The sequence below is a fragment of the Nostoc sp. EspVER01 genome, from assembly GCF_034530635.1.
Taxonomy (GTDB): Bacteria; Cyanobacteriota; Cyanobacteriia; order Cyanobacteriales; family Nostocaceae; genus Nostoc.
Window position 1 is genome coordinate 202230 of sequence record NZ_JAVRCS010000005.1, and the last position, 20410, is coordinate 222639.

The 20410-nt window shown below is 41.7% G+C and carries 16 protein-coding genes; 9 read left to right on the forward strand and 7 right to left on the reverse strand.

Annotated features, from left to right (window positions below):
- The first annotated feature begins 269 nt into the window (after window positions 1-269).
- Both RMX69_RS06790 and RMX69_RS06795 read left to right on the forward strand, forming a co-directional pair.
- Window positions 270-1541 carry a DUF4255 domain-containing protein gene (locus RMX69_RS06790; RefSeq protein ID WP_322636964.1) on the forward strand — a complete coding sequence of 424 codons (1272 nt, stop codon included), beginning with the start codon at window positions 270-272 and terminating at the stop codon, window positions 1539-1541.
- Complete coding sequence (locus RMX69_RS06795; RefSeq protein ID WP_322636965.1) at window positions 1538-3529, forward strand: ATP-binding protein; 1992 nt, start codon at window positions 1538-1540, stop codon at window positions 3527-3529. Before RMX69_RS06790 ends, RMX69_RS06795 begins: the two co-directional genes overlap by 4 nt.
- Window positions 3530-3616: 87 nt before the next feature.
- On the opposite strand, the gene RMX69_RS06800 is transcribed toward RMX69_RS06795, so the two are convergent.
- Together RMX69_RS06800 and RMX69_RS06805 are read right to left on the reverse strand one after the other, a co-directional pair.
- Complete coding sequence (locus tag RMX69_RS06800; protein ID WP_289798452.1) at window positions 3617-4099, reverse strand: pentapeptide repeat-containing protein; 483 nt, start codon at window positions 4097-4099, stop codon at window positions 3617-3619.
- Between the two features lie 34 nt (window positions 4100-4133).
- Window positions 4134-4865 (reverse strand): Uma2 family endonuclease, encoded by a 732-nt coding sequence (locus RMX69_RS06805; RefSeq protein WP_322636966.1) that lies wholly within the window; start codon window positions 4863-4865, stop codon window positions 4134-4136.
- Window positions 4866-5066: 201 nt separating this feature from the next.
- Between RMX69_RS06805 and RMX69_RS06810 the strand changes: the two genes are divergently transcribed.
- The gene (locus tag RMX69_RS06810; RefSeq protein WP_322636967.1) at window positions 5067-6614 is read left to right on the forward strand and encodes a hypothetical protein; all 1548 of its coding nucleotides are present in this window, start codon (window positions 5067-5069) and stop codon (window positions 6612-6614) included.
- Window positions 6615-6672: 58 nt separating this feature from the next.
- On the opposite strand, the gene RMX69_RS06815 is transcribed toward RMX69_RS06810, so the two are convergent.
- The gene (locus RMX69_RS06815; protein ID WP_322636969.1) at window positions 6673-9081 is read right to left on the reverse strand and encodes a tetratricopeptide repeat protein; all 2409 of its coding nucleotides are present in this window, start codon (window positions 9079-9081) and stop codon (window positions 6673-6675) included.
- 178 nt (window positions 9082-9259) lie between these two features.
- On the opposite strand from RMX69_RS06815, the gene RMX69_RS06820 reads away from it, so the two are divergent.
- Complete coding sequence (locus tag RMX69_RS06820) at window positions 9260-9937, forward strand: Uma2 family endonuclease (RefSeq protein ID WP_322636970.1); 678 nt, start codon at window positions 9260-9262, stop codon at window positions 9935-9937.
- Between the two features lie 14 nt (window positions 9938-9951).
- Here the strand turns inward: RMX69_RS06820 and RMX69_RS06825 are convergent, their stop codons facing one another.
- Window positions 9952-10866: an STM4504/CBY_0614 family protein gene (locus RMX69_RS06825; RefSeq protein ID WP_322636972.1), complete on the reverse strand. Its 915-nt coding sequence runs from the start codon at window positions 10864-10866 to the stop codon at window positions 9952-9954.
- Between the two features lie 298 nt (window positions 10867-11164).
- On the opposite strand from RMX69_RS06825, the gene RMX69_RS06830 reads away from it, so the two are divergent.
- From RMX69_RS06830 to RMX69_RS06845, 4 genes are all read left to right on the forward strand, one after another.
- Window positions 11165-12106, forward strand: a complete 942-nt coding sequence (locus tag RMX69_RS06830; RefSeq protein WP_322636973.1) for a ferritin-like domain-containing protein — start codon at window positions 11165-11167, stop codon at window positions 12104-12106.
- Between the two features lie 21 nt (window positions 12107-12127).
- Window positions 12128-12874, forward strand: coding sequence for an isoprenyl transferase (locus RMX69_RS06835; protein ID WP_322636974.1), 747 nt, complete (start codon window positions 12128-12130; stop codon window positions 12872-12874).
- Between the two features lie 206 nt (window positions 12875-13080).
- Window positions 13081-13623, forward strand: coding sequence for a hypothetical protein (locus RMX69_RS06840; RefSeq protein WP_322636975.1), 543 nt, complete (start codon window positions 13081-13083; stop codon window positions 13621-13623).
- Between the two features lie 550 nt (window positions 13624-14173).
- Window positions 14174-16093, forward strand: a complete 1920-nt coding sequence (locus RMX69_RS06845) for an iron uptake porin (RefSeq protein WP_322637002.1) — start codon at window positions 14174-14176, stop codon at window positions 16091-16093.
- A gap of 94 nt (window positions 16094-16187) precedes the next feature.
- Here the strand turns inward: RMX69_RS06845 and RMX69_RS06850 are convergent, their stop codons facing one another.
- The gene (locus tag RMX69_RS06850; protein ID WP_322636976.1) at window positions 16188-16625 is read right to left on the reverse strand and encodes a GUN4 domain-containing protein; all 438 of its coding nucleotides are present in this window, start codon (window positions 16623-16625) and stop codon (window positions 16188-16190) included.
- Window positions 16626-16775: 150 nt separating this feature from the next.
- On the opposite strand from RMX69_RS06850, the gene RMX69_RS06855 reads away from it, so the two are divergent.
- Entirely contained in the window at window positions 16776-17480 is a 705-nt protein-coding gene (locus tag RMX69_RS06855) for a Uma2 family endonuclease (RefSeq protein WP_289798443.1), read from the forward strand.
- 379 nt (window positions 17481-17859) lie between these two features.
- On the opposite strand, the gene RMX69_RS06860 is transcribed toward RMX69_RS06855, so the two are convergent.
- Together RMX69_RS06860 and RMX69_RS06865 are read right to left on the reverse strand one after the other, a co-directional pair.
- Window positions 17860-19356 (reverse strand): aldehyde dehydrogenase family protein, encoded by a 1497-nt coding sequence (locus RMX69_RS06860; RefSeq protein ID WP_322636977.1) that lies wholly within the window; start codon window positions 19354-19356, stop codon window positions 17860-17862.
- A gap of 109 nt (window positions 19357-19465) precedes the next feature.
- Window positions 19466-20188: a cyclase family protein gene (locus tag RMX69_RS06865; RefSeq protein ID WP_289798441.1), complete on the reverse strand. Its 723-nt coding sequence runs from the start codon at window positions 20186-20188 to the stop codon at window positions 19466-19468.
- Between the last annotated feature and the right edge of the window lie 222 nt (window positions 20189-20410).

The following is a 20410-nucleotide window of genomic DNA, read 5'->3' on the forward strand; positions in this document are numbered from 1 at the left end:
TGTTTTAAAAGTCCGACTGTTCAAGTAGGTCAGGTAGCTTTAAGTGGAAATTTGCCTACTGTTAACAAGCTGATTTTGATCGTTGCCGAGTATTTTAAATTGAGATGCTAGGTGGATTTACGCCATACTGTACTAATAGTTGACACCGTGCTTTTGTCTGTCGTGCTGATAGTCTTGGCTACAACAGGACTTAAAGTTTTGCAAAATATATTCTATTAATGTGCTGTGGCGTACATGATTAATATGTGCTATTGCCATGAGGAATCAGGATGAGTAATGTGCTCTCTATAGCCGCAGTGACAGCAGTACTAAAAGTCTTGCTGGAAAATGGTTTAGTCAGCGATCCGATCGCTGCTAGTGTTGGTGATGTGATTGTAACTGCCCTACCGCCCGATCGAATTTCAGTTGAAGCTGACGAGCGTGCCCAAATCAACCTTTTTCTCTATCAAGTGACGCAAAATCGCAATGTCGATTGGGTATCTCAAGAATTTCGGAGCAGGCACTCACCTATTAATGGAAACCCACGCTCTCCAACTCCACCACTAGCTCTTGACCTGCACTACTTACTCACAGCCTACGGAGCCAAGGATTTCCAGGCGGAGCTTTTACTCGGCTATGCAATGCATTTATTACACAAAACACCAGCTATCACATCTGATATTATTGAAAATACTTTGATAAATGCATCTACCACCAATACCTCAAGTGCTTTTTCGCAAGCTGTAGCAAGTGTGTCTGTATCTGCCTTAGCTGAACAAATTGGGCAGATCAAATTGACTCCAGAGTTTTTTAACATGGAAGAAACTTCTAAGTTATGGTCTGCTTTACAAACACACTATCGACCTTCAGCTACCTATTTGGCATCAATGGTATTGATTGAGAGTAGCAATGATAAGTCTGAAAATTTTTACATGATGCCCTTGTCTCAACCGAATATAGAGCAAGTTATAGCTCCGGCCAAGACTGAACAAATGATTGTTACAGGTACAACATTAGTAATTCGTGGTAAACGGTTACGCGGTGAGATCACACGAGTTCGTTTCGGTAATACGGAAACATTACTAGTACCTCAAGAAGTAAAAGAAACGCAAATCAGTTTGTTAGTCCCGCCAGATTTATACGCAAGTATACAGGGTGTCCAAGTTGTACATCTAACAATGGGAAATGCAGGGCAAACGAATCATTTAATTGAATCAAACGTTGCGGCTTTTGTCTTACATCCAACAATTACAGCATTTGTCAATAAAGTAGAAAATAGCGGTGAGAATTTACGCGCAGCAGAAATTACTGTTAAATTCCAACCCAAAGTCGGTAAGGCACAGCGGGTAGTTTTGCTACTCAATGAAGTATCAGGTGATAATCCAGTAGCTTACTCTTTCTTGGCTGCACCACTTACCCAAGACACTGATGCGATCGCAATTCCGGTCAAAAATGTGAAACCAGGAACTTATATTGTCCGGGCGCGGGTAGATGGCGCTGAAAGTCCATTGCAAAAGAATCATTTAGGGGAATATGATTCGCCACAGGTGACAATTTTATGAATGCTACGACAATTAATCACAATTGGGATGAGGCAAACTACCGCTACCTATCAGCAGCTCTCGCCGTGGTGCGTGGTATTTTAGAAAATCACACGGCAAAAGAGCAAAATCAACCTGAAGAGAATAACCAAGACCATTTACAGCAAACGTTACAGGAAGCCGCTGCTGCTATGCCTGCACCATCGGCATTGGAGAGAGTCTGCAAAATGTTTCGCCTCTCATCCTTTGAACGCGATCTGTTGCTGTTGTGTGCAGGTATGGAATTAAATGGAGATTTTGCCAAATTGTGTGCCATAGTTCACGGTGATTCACAACGAGCTTACCCAACTTTGGGTTTAGCTTTGGCAGCTTTACCCGATGTCCACTGGGATGCGATCGCTCCAAATGCTCCCTTACGTTATTGGCGGTTAATTCAAATTGGTGATGGTCATGCCCTAACTCTTAGTCCCTTGAGAATTGACGAGCGGATTTTACATTATCTCACAGGTATTCAATATCTTGACGAACGGCTAGCTGGTATCATTGAGCCATTACCAGAGGTTAGCGATTTAGTTCCCTCGCACCAAGATTTGGCAGAGCGAGTAGCAGCAGTTTGGGCGCAAGCTTCCAAGGTTAATAGTCTCCCAATTGTCCAGTTATCTAGTGGTGAAGTTGCCAGTAAACGTGCCATTGCCGCCGCAATTTGTCAACTTCAGGGTTTAAGCTTGTGGATAATGCCTGCACAAGTGATTCCTCTAGCACCTAGCGAGTTGGATAATCTCATCCGCCTGTGGACTCGCGAGACAATTTTAAGTAAGAGTGCCTTACTGATAGACTGCAACGAACTGGATACTAATGATACAGCGCGGGTGAATGCGATCGCTCGTTTCATCGAACGCACGAAGGGCTTTTTAATAGTTACGAGTCAAGAACGCATCGGTTTATCACAACGCCTAATAGTTAATTTTGACGTACATCAACCAACTAGTAAAGAACAAGGTGCAGTTTGGCAAGATGCATTAGGGGCAAGCGCATCGCAAATGAATGGGCAAGTCAAAACCTTAGTGGATCAGTTTAACCTTAGTGCAGCAACCATTCGTGCTGCTTGTGCAGAAGCCGCAGGACAATTAGCACAAACACCAGAAACCGATATCACTAGCATTTTATGGGATGCCTGCCGCGTGCAAGCACGTCCGCGCCTAGATGAACTTGCCCAACGGATTGAGCCATCTGGCGATTGGGAAGACTTAGTATTGCCAGAGGCACAGAAACAAGTTCTCCGGGAAATTGCGGCTCATGTACGGCAACGTAGTACTGTATATAACAATTGGGGTTTTGGGGGCAAGAGTGCTAGGGGATTGGGAATCAGCGCTTTATTTGCAGGTAGTAGCGGCACTGGTAAAACTTTGGGAGCAGAAGTACTTGCCCAGAAATTACGCCTCGACCTCTATCGGATTGACCTATCATCGGTAGTCAGCAAATATATTGGTGAGACAGAGAAGAATTTGCGCCGGGTATTTGATGCCGCAGAACAAGGTGGAGTGATTTTGTTATTTGATGAAGCTGACGCTTTATTTGGTAAACGGAGTGAAGTTAAAGATGCGCGCGATCGCTATGCCAATATTGAAGTTAGCTATTTATTGCAACGGATGGAAAGCTACCCAGGTTTAGCAGTATTGACTACTAACTTGAAGAGTGCAATTGATACAGCCTTTCTGCGGCGGATTCGCTTTGTGGTGCAGTTTCCCTTCCCTGATACTATGCAACGAGCCGAAATTTGGCGGCGTGTGTTTCCAGCCGAAACCCCAACCGCAGATTTAGATGCTCTGCAATTAGCACGGCTCAATGTTGCTGGGGGTAATATCCGTAACATCGCTTTAAATGCCGCTTTCCTCGCTGCCGATGCTGGGGAACCAGTGCAGATGAAACACGTATTGCGGGCGGCTCAAACAGAATATAGTAAGTTGGAAAAACCCTTGACTGATGCGGAAGTTGGCGGATGGATGTAATTTTGCAATTTTGAAATGGATGTTACTGATTTTCAAAATTTAGGATTGAATGCGTCCCTGTTGGCGAATTCTCAACTAACAATGGTGTCACCAGTCGTGATCGTCGTTGAGGACACTTCCATCCTCCAAAACAAGACCTCTGACGCGAGTACCAGTCCAGTCAACATTACTCACATGCTTGGCACCATTCATATTGGTGTTACCCAGCCAAGTTTGGGTGATAGAAGCGGATCGCAATTCAGCACCACTCATGTCAGTATCCATGAATTCAACAACATCCAAGCAAGCTTTAGTCAAATTGGCTCCACTCAAATTAGCACGAATCAATTTGCACTGACCCAAGTTGGCACTAGTCAGATTGGCGTTACTCAAATTGGCATCAGTGAGATCAGCACCAGCCAAGATAGTATCAGTCAAGTTGGCTCCACTCAAATTGATTCCACTCAAGTCAATATTAATAAAAACATCTTCCATTGGTTCGGAGCCGCTGATATTAATACCACTGAGATTGAGACCGCTAAAATCTCTTTCCCCAGCAGCATATCTTCTTCTCAACTCTTCTCCATCCATAATTTACTTTTGAATTTTGAATTTTGAATTGGTATTACTCTGGTAATTCACCAAATCTTTCCCGATAGCGAGCAAGCATGGACTCCATTTGGGCAAGTTGTTGCTCGGCTTGTTCGCGTTGCTGTTCAGCTTGTTGACGCTGTTGCTGTTCTTGGTGTGCTACTTCTTCTGGCGTGGGCGTTAGTTGTCCATCGGCAGTGAAAAAGCGCAACTTCGATTGATAAACTCCCAAATATAACTGCAATTGCTGACTCCATAACCAGTCTGCTTCATTTGCTTGCAGTTCTTGATAACGACCATCTAATAGATGAAATCCTTTAAATTCTAAACTTACCGGGTCAAACCAAAAATAATCAGGAGTCCGCCAAATATCTTGATAGATTTCCTTTTTCAACCCTCTATCAGTAGCAGCTGTTTTGTCAGAAAGAATCTCTACAATCGCATTTGGGTATTTGCCATCTTCTTCCCAAACTACCCAGCTTTTGCGTGTTTTGCGTTGGGTATTTAAAACTACAAAGAAATCGGGACCTCTAAATTGCTCAGACTTGCGTTGACGCGGACTGTAATAAATCGTCATGTTACCGCAAGCGTAGAAATCTTGACGCTCCTGCCACAACCATTCCAAACACTGAATCAACAGCAGTATTTGCCGTAAGTGAAGTTCTGTTTCCAAAGGTGGTTCATCACTGTACAAATCACCAGGAGGAAATATAACATCTTCTGGTGTGTCTTCTAAAATTATTCCTAAATCTTGAGCAGAAGACATAATAATTTCTATTTTGACAAGATAAATCTAACTTAACCCAATTCATTCACCTGCAAAAGCGATCGCCCCAGCTTTCTAGAATTATAAATCTCGATCGCACAGAGCCACTGCTGGCAAAGAATAATTTCTACTTAAGTCGATAGCGATCGCCACTAAACAAATTGTATAATTTGATTCAAAAATATGCATTGAGGATGTGAGATGAGCGATGTCTACGACGGGCTATGCCTACGCATATTTAAACCCAAGAAAGCAGGTATATCCACTTCAAATCCGTCGCTGCTCTCAGCAACAACTCCAACGCTGGCGAATCCAGTGCGTGGCTTTGACATCGCAAATAAAGCTCCAATCCAAGCATCCTCTGAAGTATCAACCGACCTGCAAGCAGCTCAGTCTACTGGCGAACAATCCTGGGAATCACAAGCTATCAAAAAAAAGCCTGTTCACGACATTAGTAGCATAGCGTTGCGTCGTCCACAAGCAAAACTGACGGTTGGAGAACCAGGAGACCAGTTGGCTAATCGAGTCATGTCAATGCCTAATACTGCGATGCAAACGCAGATGACAGCAGAAGAACAGACTCAAGAGGAAGAAGTGCAAACTAAACCTCTCGATGTTTACTTTGGGCAAAGGAAATCGCCAGTAAATAATCAGTTGACTCATGTAGTACAACAGAAAGGTCGAGTATTGCAGAGAGATGTGTTGCAGAGAGCGCCAAAAAACTCAGTAGTTACAGAACTTTCGACAAAACTGCCACTGACGGAAGCCAATGCAAGATTAATTGATGCTTGTCATAATTTAGGTAGTATTTATGTGGATTTATCTGTAGCAAATACTGATTTAATCAGTACAAAATTAAGAATTTTCTCCATAAATTACGATATGGCTTACAGCAATTACTCAAGAGTAATTGGTCAAGGAAGAGCAGAAGCACAAAATCAAACTCTTTGGAGAGGAATATTTTTAGGAATAGGAACGGGTGTTTTAGCAGGTCTTGCCGCCGCCTATATTGCTCCTTCTACCGCTGCTGGATGGTTTGCTCTCACCCTCGCTGATGCAGGTACAGCAGCTGGTTCTTCATTTTTACAAGGAGCTGCCTCTTCAGCAGTAGCTCTTGCTGTATCAGATGCTATCACAACACGAGGCAGTGATTTACAACCTAGTGGCCTTTCACCGGATATGCTGCGAAGTAATATTTGGCAACACGTTGCATCAATGTATCGTGGTGCATTGCAAACCAATAAAGTATTAGCAAACTTACATAAAAATACTGTTATTCTTGAGCGATTAATTGCAGAAATCAGGGTACAAATTGCTGGTGGTGCATCGTCATATTCGCCAGCAGATATACTAACAGCAACTAATGCCATGAACGATCGCATTAATGGAATGGCAAGTGTCTTTAGCGAATTGAGACAAAAAGCAACTGCGATGAGTGCCTTTGGTAATTCTATTTTGGCTTACGATCCTACTAAACCTGGAGTCGATCAAATAGAAAAAGATATTTGGATTATGTGGATGGGAACTTTAAGTAATGATGACTCTGACATTCTTGATTTAGATAATATTGAGGATCATTTGAAGAGTATCGGGATTTTAGGTAATGGTGGTTTATTAGGTGTAGATTTTGGAGACTATACCTCGGAAGATGATGAGCTAGCGGCTTTAGCAGCAGCTCGTCCTCGCGCTGCAACCATAAAAGGTAAGTACGATCAAACCACTTCTCAATGGACTGCACCAAGTCCTTAAGTCAACTTTTAATTATTTACTTTGATTTGTTTGCAGAACCGTTTCTAAACCAAAGATTTTACATCATTTCCAATCTCCGACTGGTGACACAGATATGAGTAGCACACTTTAAAACTTTTTCAACTTGTTTTGGTGCTTTAATTTCAGTAAATAGCTGAATTGCTCGATCAAAATTTATTTGACTTTCATCAGATTTTGACATCCTTTGATTAGTTAAACCCAATTGAAAATAAGCTTCAGCCAGATCGCATTTAGCGCCTATTTTATCCAAAAGTTCGATTGCTTCTGTATGATTCGCAATAGCTAATGCAAAATCTGTTTGTTGCCGATGGATTTCTGCTAAACCATTGAGTGTTTTTGCTTTTACCTGCATATAGTGACTTTCTTCAGCAAAAGTCAAAGCTTGGTGGAATATCTGATTTGCCTGAGAAAATTCGCCTAAATTGACGTAGGTTTGACCTAAAATTTGCATAAAATAGACAAATCTACCAGTCTGTTCTATCAGTTTTTCGTTCGTAATATTTTGATACGCTACATCTGCTAATTGATATGAGAGATCGCGCAAACCTAAATAAGAATACACCAAAGCTAAACAAACTGAAGCTTTCTCTGCCCAGCGATGATGCTCGGTATTTTGAGCTAAATAAATTACCTGTTGAAATAACTTTGCGGCTGCCTCTAGTTCCCACAAATCTATTTTGTACAGACCAATACTTAATAAAGAATCTACCTCTAACATCCTCAGATAGTAAACTGTATGTTTGTTTTCTGGCTGAGGTATAAGTGATTTGAGTGCTTGGGTTGCGAGTGTAATAGTCTTTTCTTGACAAGCGATCGCTTGACTAATTTTACCTGTTATCCAATACAAATCGCCTAATATATTATAAAGTTCGCTGAGATTTTGGTCATCTTCTAGATTGTTAACAACTCGCTCAATTGCCGCAAGTATCGGTTGAATTAAACCCATCCGATACAATGTGCTACCAAGAGGTAAAAACTGCTGCCATTGATTATTTCGGCTTTTTAAAATGACCTTACCCGCCAACTCAAATTCATGAACTTCTATGTAATGATAATATGCTTCTAGAGCTTGCAAAGCATCTTTAAAGGTTTCAATTTGTTGAACACTAATTGTCCAAAATTCTGCGGCTTTGTGGTTGGCAATTTGCCATTCATCGGTGAGGCGTAAACGTGCGATCGCTTCTTTCCGAATCACCGGATGCAGCCAATATTCGCCTTTTTCACACTCCACCAAAGACCGATTTCTCAAGGAGGCGATGATTTGGCGATGTTGATCGGCTGGAACATCCCACAGTAAACAAAACAATCCTGATGATGAAATGGTGGGTATATCTTGGTAACGATAACATCCCAAACGGCAAAGTAAGCGATATGCTTGAGGGTCAAGAGTTTGCAAACGATTGATTTGACTAACCGCCAAATTTTTTAAGTCGGTTGCGGCTAACGGATCGGCATGATTTTCTTGCCAATAAAGAGCCATATCACCATCAAAATCCTCCTGAATTGAACCGCAGAGAATTCCCATTGCTTTAGCATTACCGCCATAAGTGCGATGCATGATTTGCAAGGTTGGCGAGTTGATAGTTAACCCACGGTTGCTAAAAAACTGTTGCCATGCGCTTTCATCTAAACCAGGAAGCCGATAGTGATTCACATTCAACCCAGGTTCACAAAGGCGATCGCGGCTAGTAATCAATGTAACAGATTGCACCCTGGCATCAGTTAAAACACGCAATAGTTCTACATAGTTGCGGTGAGAAGCAATTAACGCACCTTGTCGATCTAATGCAGGTTCGAGATTATCAATTAACACCCCAATTCGCCGATTGTGGAGTTGGCGCTTGAGTCGCGCCAAAGTTACCCCAAATTCTACCCCAGGTTCTTCGTCAAAATCTTGTTTAAGCCATTCCTCTACAACTCGTTCAGCGGGGGTGATATTCTGCGTTTCCTTCGCCATCAGCAGTTCCAAAACCAAATCAAACCCCTGATGGAGATATTGCTGCGCTAGAGTAGTTTTGCCTAAGCCTCCCTCACCTTGAATGACAATCACTTTCGAGCCTTGATTTACCAAAGTATTCAGGTGAGCGATCGCTTCTGTTCGTCCAATAAAATTGGTATCCTCTAGTTTTGGGGTAGGTTGGGGCGATCGCGAGTAATCGATCAGACTTGATGATATCGCAGTAGTTTTTCTTAGAACCCGCTCCAAAGTAGCGCGACAATTACTTTTGGTAATCTTTTCTCGCAACACTTTAGAAAGCAACTTCCATAACTGAGAACCTGTATCCTTGGCGTGTCCTTCCGTACAACCGTAAGCATGAGCGATATCCAAGTATTTTCTACCCAACCAAACTTGCACAAGAATCACTTTTTGCAAATCGCTCAACCGTTCCCCAGTCTGAGGGGGAATTATGGCATCTAACCATGCTAATGCTGCTTCAGCGTCCATTGTGTAACGACAAGGATAGTTCAGATTTTAGGGACAACTATAAATTACTTTACAGTTATGTTGCTGGAGTTTTCGGATAAGATTCTGTAAACCCGACTTTTTTCCCGACTTTTCCGAATAAAGCTTTCTCATCTAATAAAATACAAATCATTAGGTCATTCCAGCACCATCATTACTTATGGTGAAATCAGACCCCCGCCAATTGCCTAGCAGTGCTGAACTTCCTTGTTCAGACGATACCCCTGTGGATAACGAAGACCAGAACTTTATTCCTAACCTGCTTCTCTTCTTACTGCAATACATTTGGGCAAACCGTAATGACTGGTTTTTCAGTGTGGATATGGGCGTTTACCATACCACAGGGGTTAGTCCACTTGTGCCAATTGTACCCGACGGATTTTTGAGCTTAGGTGTAGAACGCCGCAAGGAAGGTAAATCTCGTAAAAGCTATGTTGTTTGGGAAGAAAACAACATTGTGCCTATCCTGGCTTTAGAAATTGTCTCCTTAACTCCGGGTGGAGAATACGACAAAAAATTAGACACTTATGCCAAGTTAGGTGTACTATATTACATTATTTATAATCCAGAGTATTGGCAACGCGATCGCCACCAACCTTTTGAAGTTTATCGCTTAGTAGATGGTAGTTATCAATTGCAAATTGGTGAACCCTTTTGGATGCCAGAAATTGGTTTGGGAATTGGTAGAGGGCAATACGTATCTGGTAATATCCAGCATCAGGTTTTGTATTGGTATGACCAACAAGGAAAGCGCTATCAAACACTAGAAGAACAGTTGGAGCTAGCGCAACAACAACTTGAACGTTATCGTCAGCAATTTGGGGAACTATCAGAATAAGTAAAGTATTAAATTTAAGGTAGCGCCTTCTCTGCTTCTAGCAAAAATAGAATTGTGCTTGCCGTCATGTGAAGCTGGTAAGCAGCAAAGTGTTGTGGGACAGTAAGTGGCTGAGAACCTTGACCATGACCTGCATTTTTATTTCTCATAGTAGGAACTCCACTTTCAAGACTGGATTTAAGTGAGGTAACTTGGGTTTGTAAGTAAGTAGGAATCAGATTATTCTGAAAGCAAAGATTAATCAGATTTTTCGCTGTATCTCCAGGTTGATAAGTCCAACCTTGAATATCACAAATAGTTTTCATAGTACTCTCGAAAGCTTTAAGGCATTCAACAAGGCATTCCTTGTATCGTCCGTGCCGATAATGTTCGTGTGCTTTCAAAAATTCCTCATTTGCTCCTTTAAATCTTGTATCACTTAGCAAAAGCAGAACTGGCTTAACTGCCTCAGCGTGGATAATCTGAGAATCAATTCTGATAATTTCGCCTGACTCATACTGATAGCCTACCCCATGTTCCCTAAACCTAATATTCAATTCATTACTTGCGTCAGTAGGTGAAATTTTTGGATGATACCTTATATAGTAAATATCTTCCCTATAGGGATTATGAATAAAATTAAATATTAATTCTATTACATCAAGAACCTGCTCTATATCATCGGTTTTTAACATAAAGGCCAAAACATCAGCCATATAACCTTTTCTCGATTCTTGTAGCGAAAATTTGCCATATTCACGGCATAGAGTATTGTGAATATTTTGGAAGCTATCTAAGTTTTTCTGATTATCGGGATCACCAATAGCATCATTAATAATATAAATTATCTGTATACGAAGCTTATTTGGGATGTCATCATAGTGATAAAGATCAGGAACTTCCCCTCTAAGCTTTTTTTGGCGTTTTGAGTATATATCGTAGACCTTCATACTTGATAAACCTATATACAATACATACATACTATACTAATGTTAACTATGCTGCGTGTAGTGGATTTCTACTTATTTAGATACGTGCAAATATCCCTTAAATATGAATGTGGAGTTACCGCCTGGCATAGTGCGCCAAGTAAGGTTACTTAAGTGAAAATAGATACATCTATCAGCCGACTTGTTCGCCTACTTTTCCAACTCCATCGCATAAAACTGCCGACTTCAGCCGACTGACAAAAGGAAGTGCGATCGCTTAGGCTATTGGGCAAAGAGATAAAAAATTAAGTATAAAAATATGCTTAACGCCCTCAGCCCACTCGCAGAAGACTTAGCAGATAAAAGCTCTCCTAGTCCTCATTACTTGCAAACACAGCAGCGCATTCGTTCCCTTATAGACAAATATATTGCAGTCGAAAAACTACACGATCGCCTACAAGATTTACCGCTACAGTTTGTCAATCCTCAACCGCGTCCTTGGAAACACATCGACTGGCAAACAATTAACCGCAATCAAATTATTGGCTTAGACGCAAATGTATTTCTATCTATATTAATAGGTGCGATGGATACAGAAGCTCCCATTCGCGGCTATACCCAAACCAGTCGCCAGTATTTAGAAAAATTGCATCCTCAGATGGCTCGGTTTGTTGGTGGAACTGTCCGTGAAAATGGCGAACTACTGGAACTTGGTTTGTGGGAAAAGGAAGAACGTCAGCACACACCTGCATTAATCAAAATCTACACCCAATTAACAGGCGAGAAAATTACCCCAAAACTTCGGATTGTTAGAAGCTATCTTCCCACAGATGACCCTCACGAAGATTTATATCGCCACGGTTTACACCGCATTGCCACAGAATACGGTGCAACCTGTCTTTATATTTGGTTGATGGCTCACACCACTGGCGCACTCCAGGATGTTCTAGAGGAATTAGCGCAGGATGAAATCAACCACATGACCAAATTCTGGGGGTTTGGAGTCTGGGCTTTCCCTGATACTGGGTTGATGCGAATTGGACGCACCCTGATTAAAACGCGATCGCCAAACTATCAGCGTAACAACCTCATGCGTACTCTCCGCCGCATGATGGGTACACTCAACTGGAATGCTTGGTCATTAACCAACAAAACAACTCTCCTCTTCACCTTCACTTACACAATGCATCGCCTGTGGAGTTGGAACAACACCCTTACACCAAAATATTTGCAAGATTTATTTGAAATAAATCATCAGTAATAACAACATCACAAAGAACAAATGACAAAATTACCCACCGATTTAAACCCGCAAAAAATACCCCAACATATCGCCGTCATTATGGATGGTAACGGACGATGGGCAACCAGTCGAGGATTACCGCGCATCGCTGGACATCGCCAAGGAGCAAAAACGCTTAAAGAACTATTGCGTTGCTGCAAGGATTGGGGAGTCAAAGCGTTGACAGCCTATGCTTTCTCAACAGAAAATTGGCAGCGTCCCGTTGAAGAAGTAGATTTTCTGATGCATTTGTTTGAGCGATTACTACACCGCGAGTTGGCTCAGATGCATCAAGAAGGAGTGCGAATCTCCTTTATTGGAGATTTATCAGCTTTACCCAAGTCTCTACAAACGGAAATGGAACGTTCAATGACAGAGACATTGAACAATCAAGCAATTCACTTTACTGTTGCAGTTAACTACGGTAGCCGCAACGAAATTACCAGAGTTTGTCGTCAAGTAGCTCAACTCGTGCAACAGGGCGAACTCAGTGCGGAACAGGTGAATGAAAGTCTTGTAGAACAACACCTCTATACAGCAGATACTCCAGAACCCGATTTGCTGATTCGTACTAGCGGTGAGATGCGATTGAGTAATTTTCTTTTGTGGCAAATGGCGTATACAGAAATGTATTTCACCGATATTCTTTGGCCAGATTTTAATAGAGAAGCATTTCATCAAGCTTTGTTGAGCTACCAAAATCGCGATCGCCGTTTTGGTCAAGTTAAAGCTTCAGTGTCAGCTTAGTGTACCAAACACCAGACATCTTCTCAAAATTAAACCGGATTCTTGCCAGGAGCGATAAAGTAAAAGCACCCATATTACCACGATGGTATATGAGCGCTCACAAATAAAAACATTATCGAGGATAATCTATCTGCTATGACAGACCGAAGTAACTATAAGAATAGCAGGCACTGGGTAAATAAACTGCAAGGGTAGTTACAAATGTTTTGTTAAAAATATTACTTACCGTCAATATGATGCTTGATTTGGGCAAAATCCAATCGATTGCGGAATCCTATTCTCCTCAAGAACTCTTCGCTGGCTTGGTTTGGCAGCGTCGTTTTAATGAGTTTGATGGCGAAGAGGTAATTACTGACCTTTCCAACCACAGAAATTTATGGTCAAGCTTTCTGTTCACAAAACCAATCTTTGCACCAGATGAAAACGGCTTAAGCTTTGGTGGTATGGTCGATACCCTGCTTGCAATGGCAAACTATCGTCCCATGCCTGAAACCAGCATCATCCATTTCATTGCTTATCCAGCTGATACGTTATACATCTTGACAGAGAACCAAGATACAAAAGTGTCTGAGCTTTTAGACTTGGGCAAAAAGTGGCGAGCTGATTCAGTAGAGGTAAGTGATGGCACGAATGAAGATTACGGTTTGCGGCTTAAGCGGCGACTGAGAACTAGATTGGAAGGGGCGTTATGGGGTGAGGATGTTCACCAGGATTGTGATGCGGTGGTTGTTGCCTATTGGTGGGATTGAATACTTGAAATATCTCAATCAGAAAAATCGTGGACTACAATATGCTGTTTTCTTGCCGAATCTTAGCCTACACCCAAATTGAGCAGCGATCGCAGTCTCTTAATTTTTTTTGAGTAAATTATTCTTTGTTAGGTATTGAGCCGAAAATTTCGGCTCAATACCTATATTCACTATCACAAAATCAGACTTATGTAAATTATTATTTTGCCAATATAGCAATCGCATTTATATTTGAACAGAGAAAATTCAGAAGGCTTATGAATCAAGCATTTTACGTAATCCATTGCTCAAAAACCATTTAGGATTACTATCGTAATTATAAAAACTATCAATATGATGTATTGTTAATTCTCTCCAAAAATAGTATTTACTATAATTTAATACTTGCGATATAAGCTGATGTTTTGATAAGTCAACTCGGAAAAAATCCTGATATCCAAAATTTAAAGTTAACAAGACTCTCTTGCTAAATCTACTTTAAATTTACTTATCAATCAATTTTAAAATCGCAATCAATTTTTTCACTATTTTATAGGTGTTGGGAGTTATGATGACAAAATATCTACTAGCTTCTGCTAGTGGGATGGGATTCTTATGTTTAATTGTCGGGTTATCACCTGTGCAAGCCCTTCCTAGTTTAAAAATTGCAGATAAAAACGTAGCTGTTAATCAAGATGACAGCAGCTATCAAAAAAATGATTCTCATCAAAGCGATTTAACAAATAATCTCTCCAATAAACTGCTGATAGCTAATGAGAGCCAAAAAAACTTATCCTTACTCAAGGAACAGCAAAAAATTCAAGATATAGAAGTAGATTCTGCTGTTAATTTGTGGCAGCCAATCATACCACAACCTGCAAGTTCATCTCCAAACTCATACAAACTTGCACAAGTAACATCCGTATCCCAATTGTCTGATGTACAGCCGAATGATTGGGCTTTTCAGGCACTCCAATCTTTAGTCGAGCGCTATGGTTGTATCGCAGGTTATCCCAATCAAACCTATCGCGGTAATCGAGCGATGACTCGCTACGAATTTGCTGCTGGCTTAAATGCTTGTTTAGAGCGAATTAACGAACTAATTGCCACTGCAACTGGTGATTTGGTCAAAAAAGAAGATTTAGCCACGTTACAGAAACTGCAAGAACAATTTGCGGCAGAATTGGCAACATTGCGAGGTCGAGTAGATGCTGTAGAAGCTCGCACAGCAGAAATAGAAGCAAATCAGTTTTCTACGACTACTAAACTCAATGGTGAGGTAATTATTGCTGGTGTTGGTGCTAGCGGTGGCGCTCCTAATGATAGTGACCCGAACATCATCCTAGTCAATAGAGTGCGGTTAAATCTTACTACTAGCTTTACTGGTAAAGATTCATTAATTACTGGATTGCAAGCCTATAACTTTTTGGGTGGAGCCGATGGACAGGGTAGCTTACAACAAAGTTTAGGATTAGCTTCGCCACTTTTAAGTGCAAGTAGCGCTCGTACCAGTTTTGAGCCGCAATTTCCGGGGTTAAATGTCAATACTTTGTCGAGTGTTGGCGCAAACAGTGTTCAGCTTTATAAATTGCTGTATGTCTTTCCCGTCGCTAATAAATTAACCTTGTTTGCGGGAACTGCGGCAGAAACATCAGATGCTTTCCCAGTAATTACGCCTTTTTATGGTGAAGGACAAGAGTCAATTTCTCGTTTTGGCAACTTGAATCCTGTGCTACGGGTTTCTGGTGGGACTTCGGGTACTGGTTTAGCATCGGCAGCGGGATTTATTTTTAACATTTCACCAAATTTGGATTTAAGAGCTTTATACGGCAGTGTAAATGCTAATTTACCCGAAAAATCTGCGGCTGAGGCAGTACCAGGAGTTTCTACTACACCTTTGGGAGCAGGTTTATTTAGTGGTAGTAGTATTATTGCCACACAGTTAACCTTCAAACCGAGTTCTGCTCTGGATATTGGTTTAAACTATGCCCATAGTTATCACGAAATCAATATTTTGGCTACAGGATTAGTTAGTAGTGATATCGGTGCTTTAGCAGGGGTTGCAACTGGAACACCGCTCACACTCAACTCTGTTGGCGGTACGCTAACATGGCGATTGTCTCCCAAAATAGCCTTATCTGGCTACGGTGCAGCAATATTTGTTGATGCTGCTTCAAATAGCGTGGATGCTTCCACCACATTTACAAGTTGGATGGCGGGAGTTCACTTCAGAGATTTATTCAAGTCAGGAAACACTGCCGGGATTCTTTTTGGTCAGCCGCTTTTCCGTAGTGATACTGGTGGTTCTGCTCAACTTACACCCACAGGCGACAATCGGGCGACTCCTTACCATTTAGAAGCCTATTACCGCCTTCAAGTTACCGATAATATCAGCATTACCCCTGGTGCGTTTGTTCTCTTTAACCCAGAAGGTAACAGCAACAATGACACTACGACTGTAGGTGTACTTCGGACTACTTTTACGTTTTAAAAGATTGGGAGTATGGTCTAAATCCCCCAAGAAATTGGGGGATTTTGAGATTGGGTAACAAAGTTCACAGTCATAACAATATTGCCCTATCTGACTAGTATCGTGACAAAAAAACCTTTACTCGATGCTGAACCCCACTAAGGTTTGTAGAATCTAATCCTACTAACCGAGATATAGATGGAAAGTGTCCTTTAGGTGCGTCTAAGCTGAAAGTATATTCTTCATATTTAACCCATTCATTATTGGCAAGACTTGCTACCCATCCAACTTTATAAGCAAAGCGCTTACAATCTTTCTTCGCTTGCCAAATACGTTGTTGGACGCTAAAACCAAATTTGCCTTCGCTATATTGAACCCAAAGCTTATTAATAATATAAAGGTCATGACGAGGAAATCTTTTAATTTCGCCATCATCTAACCAGCCTTCTTCTTCACGCTCACATATTTTGAGCATAGTAGAGTAGGTTTCCTTATTTTCTCGGCAGTCATCACCACAACCACGCCGAGGTTTGAGAAGGTGAATTATGTGCAACCTGAGTTACCCTTAAATCAATGGGAACAAATGAGTTGTGAAACTAATCAAACACAGGCGGTTAAACTATATCGAAAAGCATTGCTTTCATCAAAATGGTTAACCGTTAACTGATGACTGTTAACTGATAACTGTCAATCACCAAGTATTATGTATAATTACAATCCCTTAGACTGCCTACCTTCATCGGCGGAATTACGAGATTCTGATGATACCCCTGTGGATAACGAACTACAAATATTAATTCCTAATTTATTGTTAGCCATCTTAGCCTCGATTTGGCAAACCCGTGATGACTGGTTTTTCGGTATCAATATGGGAATTTACTATACACCATTACAACCTGCTATAGTCCCCGATGGGTTTTTGAGTTTAGGTGTTGAACGTTTTGTTGGAGAAAACGGACGTTCTAGTTACGTTTTCTGGGAAGAAGAAGGAATTGCGCCCATTTTAGCTTTAGAAGTGGTTTCTCAAACCTATAATGGCGAATATGAACAAAAGAAAATAGACTATGCTCAATTAGGCATCTTATACTATGCCATTTATGCACCAACGCGGCTACGTCGTAAGCGTCAACGTTTAGAAGTTTATCGCTTAGTTGAAGGTAAGTATATTTTACAACTCGGCGATCAAATTTGGATGCCAGAAATTGGTTTAGGGATTGGACGAGAACAGGCTACTTATCAAGGAAGAACACGAGAATGGCTATTTTGGTATGACCAAGATGGTAACAGATACCAAACTCCAGAAGAAATAAACGCACAACAGCAACAACAGCTAGAACAAACTCAGCAGCAGCTTCAAGAACTTTTAGCCAAATTACAACAACGAGGAATTGACCCAAATTTACTATAGACCTGCCTTGAAAATAGAGGCTGAAACAACGCAAAATCATTACCAGATTATTTTCATTGTTCCTTGTGAGCGCAGCTCATGGAGTCTCTTGCAAAAATATATTTTTGCACTCTCAGGGTAAAGGGTAAAGGGTAAAGGGAAAGGATTTTGAGTTTCTTTACCCTTTATATCATGTCCGCCAAATTACCCATAATAAAATAACTCCACCCCCAACCTCCCCGCAGGCGGGGAGGTTGGGGGTGGGGTTCTTCGGGTTTAATAAGCAATCAAGCGGACATGATATTACCCCGACTTTTGCAAGGAGTCTTATAAAATACCCCTGGCTTAAACTTTCGCACAGCCAGAGGTAGTTAGTTATCTGAGGTGTATTTGCAGATAATTAACTGCGGTTATCTATCTGAGCGCGTTGCAAACTTCCAGAGAAGTCAACATAGACGCTTTTCCATTCTGTGAAAACATCCATTGCAGTAGTTCCAGCTTCGCGGTGTCCGTTACCGGTTTGTTTCACACCACCAAAGGGCAAGTGTACCTCTGCGCCAATAGTCGGGCCGTTAATATAGGTGATACCTGCTTCAATGTCACGCATGGCAGTAAAAGCCCGATTGATATCGCGGGTGTAAACTGAAGAAGAAAGACCATAATTGCTATCGTTGAGAATTGCGATCGCATCCTCAAAAGAATTAACCTCAATTAATGCCACCACAGGCCCAAATATCTCTTCACGAGCAACTCGCATATCAGGAGTTACATTATCCAAAATAGTTGGTTGAAAGAAGTAACCGTTTTTTAATGAGCCTTCACTAGCAATTTCTCCACCAATTAAAACCTTTGCTCCTTCCTCACGGGCGATATCTAAGTACTTGCTCACCTGTTGGAGTTGTTTTTCATTGACTATCGGGCCAATATCTGTATCAGAGTCAGTGCCAGTACCCAAGCGTAATTTACTGGTACGCTCATAAAGCATCGCAGTAAACTTTTCTTTGATATCACGATGCAAAATCAGCCGACTGGTAGCCGTACACCGTTGCCCAGTTGTTCCAAATGCTCCCCACACTGCACCATCGAGAGCAAGTTCTAAATCTGCATCTTCCATTACCACTTGAGCATTTTTACCACCCATTTCCAAACAAACACGTTTGTGAGTGCGTCCGCAAGTCGCACCGACAAAAGCACCCGTTTCTGAAGAACCGGTAAACGATACCAAATCTACATTGGGATGCTCAACTAAAGCTTTCCCCGCCTCTTCTCCCACACCATGCACCAAGTTAATTACTCCTGGTGGTAAACCTGCTTGTTGAAAAATTTCAATCAATTTAGTTGCACAGGCGGAAGTATCTTCGGCAGGTTTGAGGATGACTGTATTACCACATACCAAGGCTGGCATAGCTTTCCAGCAAGGAATTGCCACAGGGAAATTCCAGGGAGTAATTAAGGCACAGACTCCTATGGGCATCCGCACAGTCATGGCAAATTTATTGGACATTTCCGAGGGTGTCGTTTGCCCAAATAATCGCCGTCCTTCGCCAGCACTGTAAAAGGCGCAGTCAATACCTTCTTGGACATCTCCCCTAGCTTCTGTCAAGGGTTTACCCATTTCCCGACTAATTAATTGGGCAAGTTCTTCTTTATGCTGGAGTAATATTTCCCCAACGCGAAAGATATATTCTGCCCTCGCTGGGGCTGGGACTTTGCGCCAACTGCGGTAGGCTTTACGGGCGGCGGCTACTGCTGTATCTACATCCTTCACTTGCGAACGGGGAAATGTTGCCACGACTTCGGTTTTGTCGGCAGGGTTGCGACTTTCTAGGGTTGCTTCTTCTCCAGCACTCAACCATTGGCCATCTATATAATTGCGGCAAGATAGCGGAGTTGTCATTTTGAAAATCTCCGATGATCCACTGAAACTTGTGTATTAAGTTTGCTTGCTTTCTAGGTTATCCTCAAGTTTAGGAAATTGGCGCGATAAGCAAATATCGATATAAAAATTAAGGCACGAAGGCCAATACTCCCACAGGAGAACCAGAACCACCACGTAATCTTAGAGGTGCGATCGCTAGAGTAGTACCTTTAGGTGGCAGTTGATCCAAATTTGTCAGATTCTCTAACACAATGCGCGGTTGTTCTAAAACTAGGCGGTTAATCGTAAAACTGTTATCCTGTCCTGGGTCTACACCATGCGTATCAATTCCTACTCCAGCAATGTGCCGTTTATCAAGTAAAAATTGAGTTGCATCGCTGCCAAATCCGGGAAAGTGGGGAATCCCTTGAGCATCATGATTGAGGAATGCACTCTTATCAAACCACTTTTTTTGCCAACCAGTATTCAGTAAAACTACGCAGCCAGGAGAAATTTCACCGTATTCTGCTTCCCAAGCCAAAACATCAGCAATAGTCAGGGCATAATCAGAATTAACTGCTGTAGCTTGGCAAATATTTATGACCACCGCTGGTACAACCAAAGACTGGGCTGGGTATTGGTCAATTCCCAAAGCAGAACTATGAAAACTGTTAGGAGCATTGATATGGGTAGCACTATGTTCTCCCAAGGAAAAACGCCGCAGGTAATAGCCATCATTATTTAGTTCAACCACAGTTTCAAATTCTACTGTGGGATCTCCAGACCATTGGGGAATATCTATGTCAATTACATGACTTAGGTGGATAACGCGTGTGTAGGTGATACTATTTTGACTTTGGGGTTGTATCATCCCAGCCTTCTATTTTATTTGTACTCAGGGATTTTCTGTAAAGTGCGTAATCTAACACAGTCGTAGACATCGCCTTGGTTAGATTACACCTACGCAAAAATAGTACTACGATTACAAGGTTTTTCCAATCTAATTGCCCATACTACAGTAGAGAAGCGGCTTGCCGAAGGCTACCACAGAGGACACAGAGGTCACGGAGAAATGAGAGTTTGAGAGGGTTTT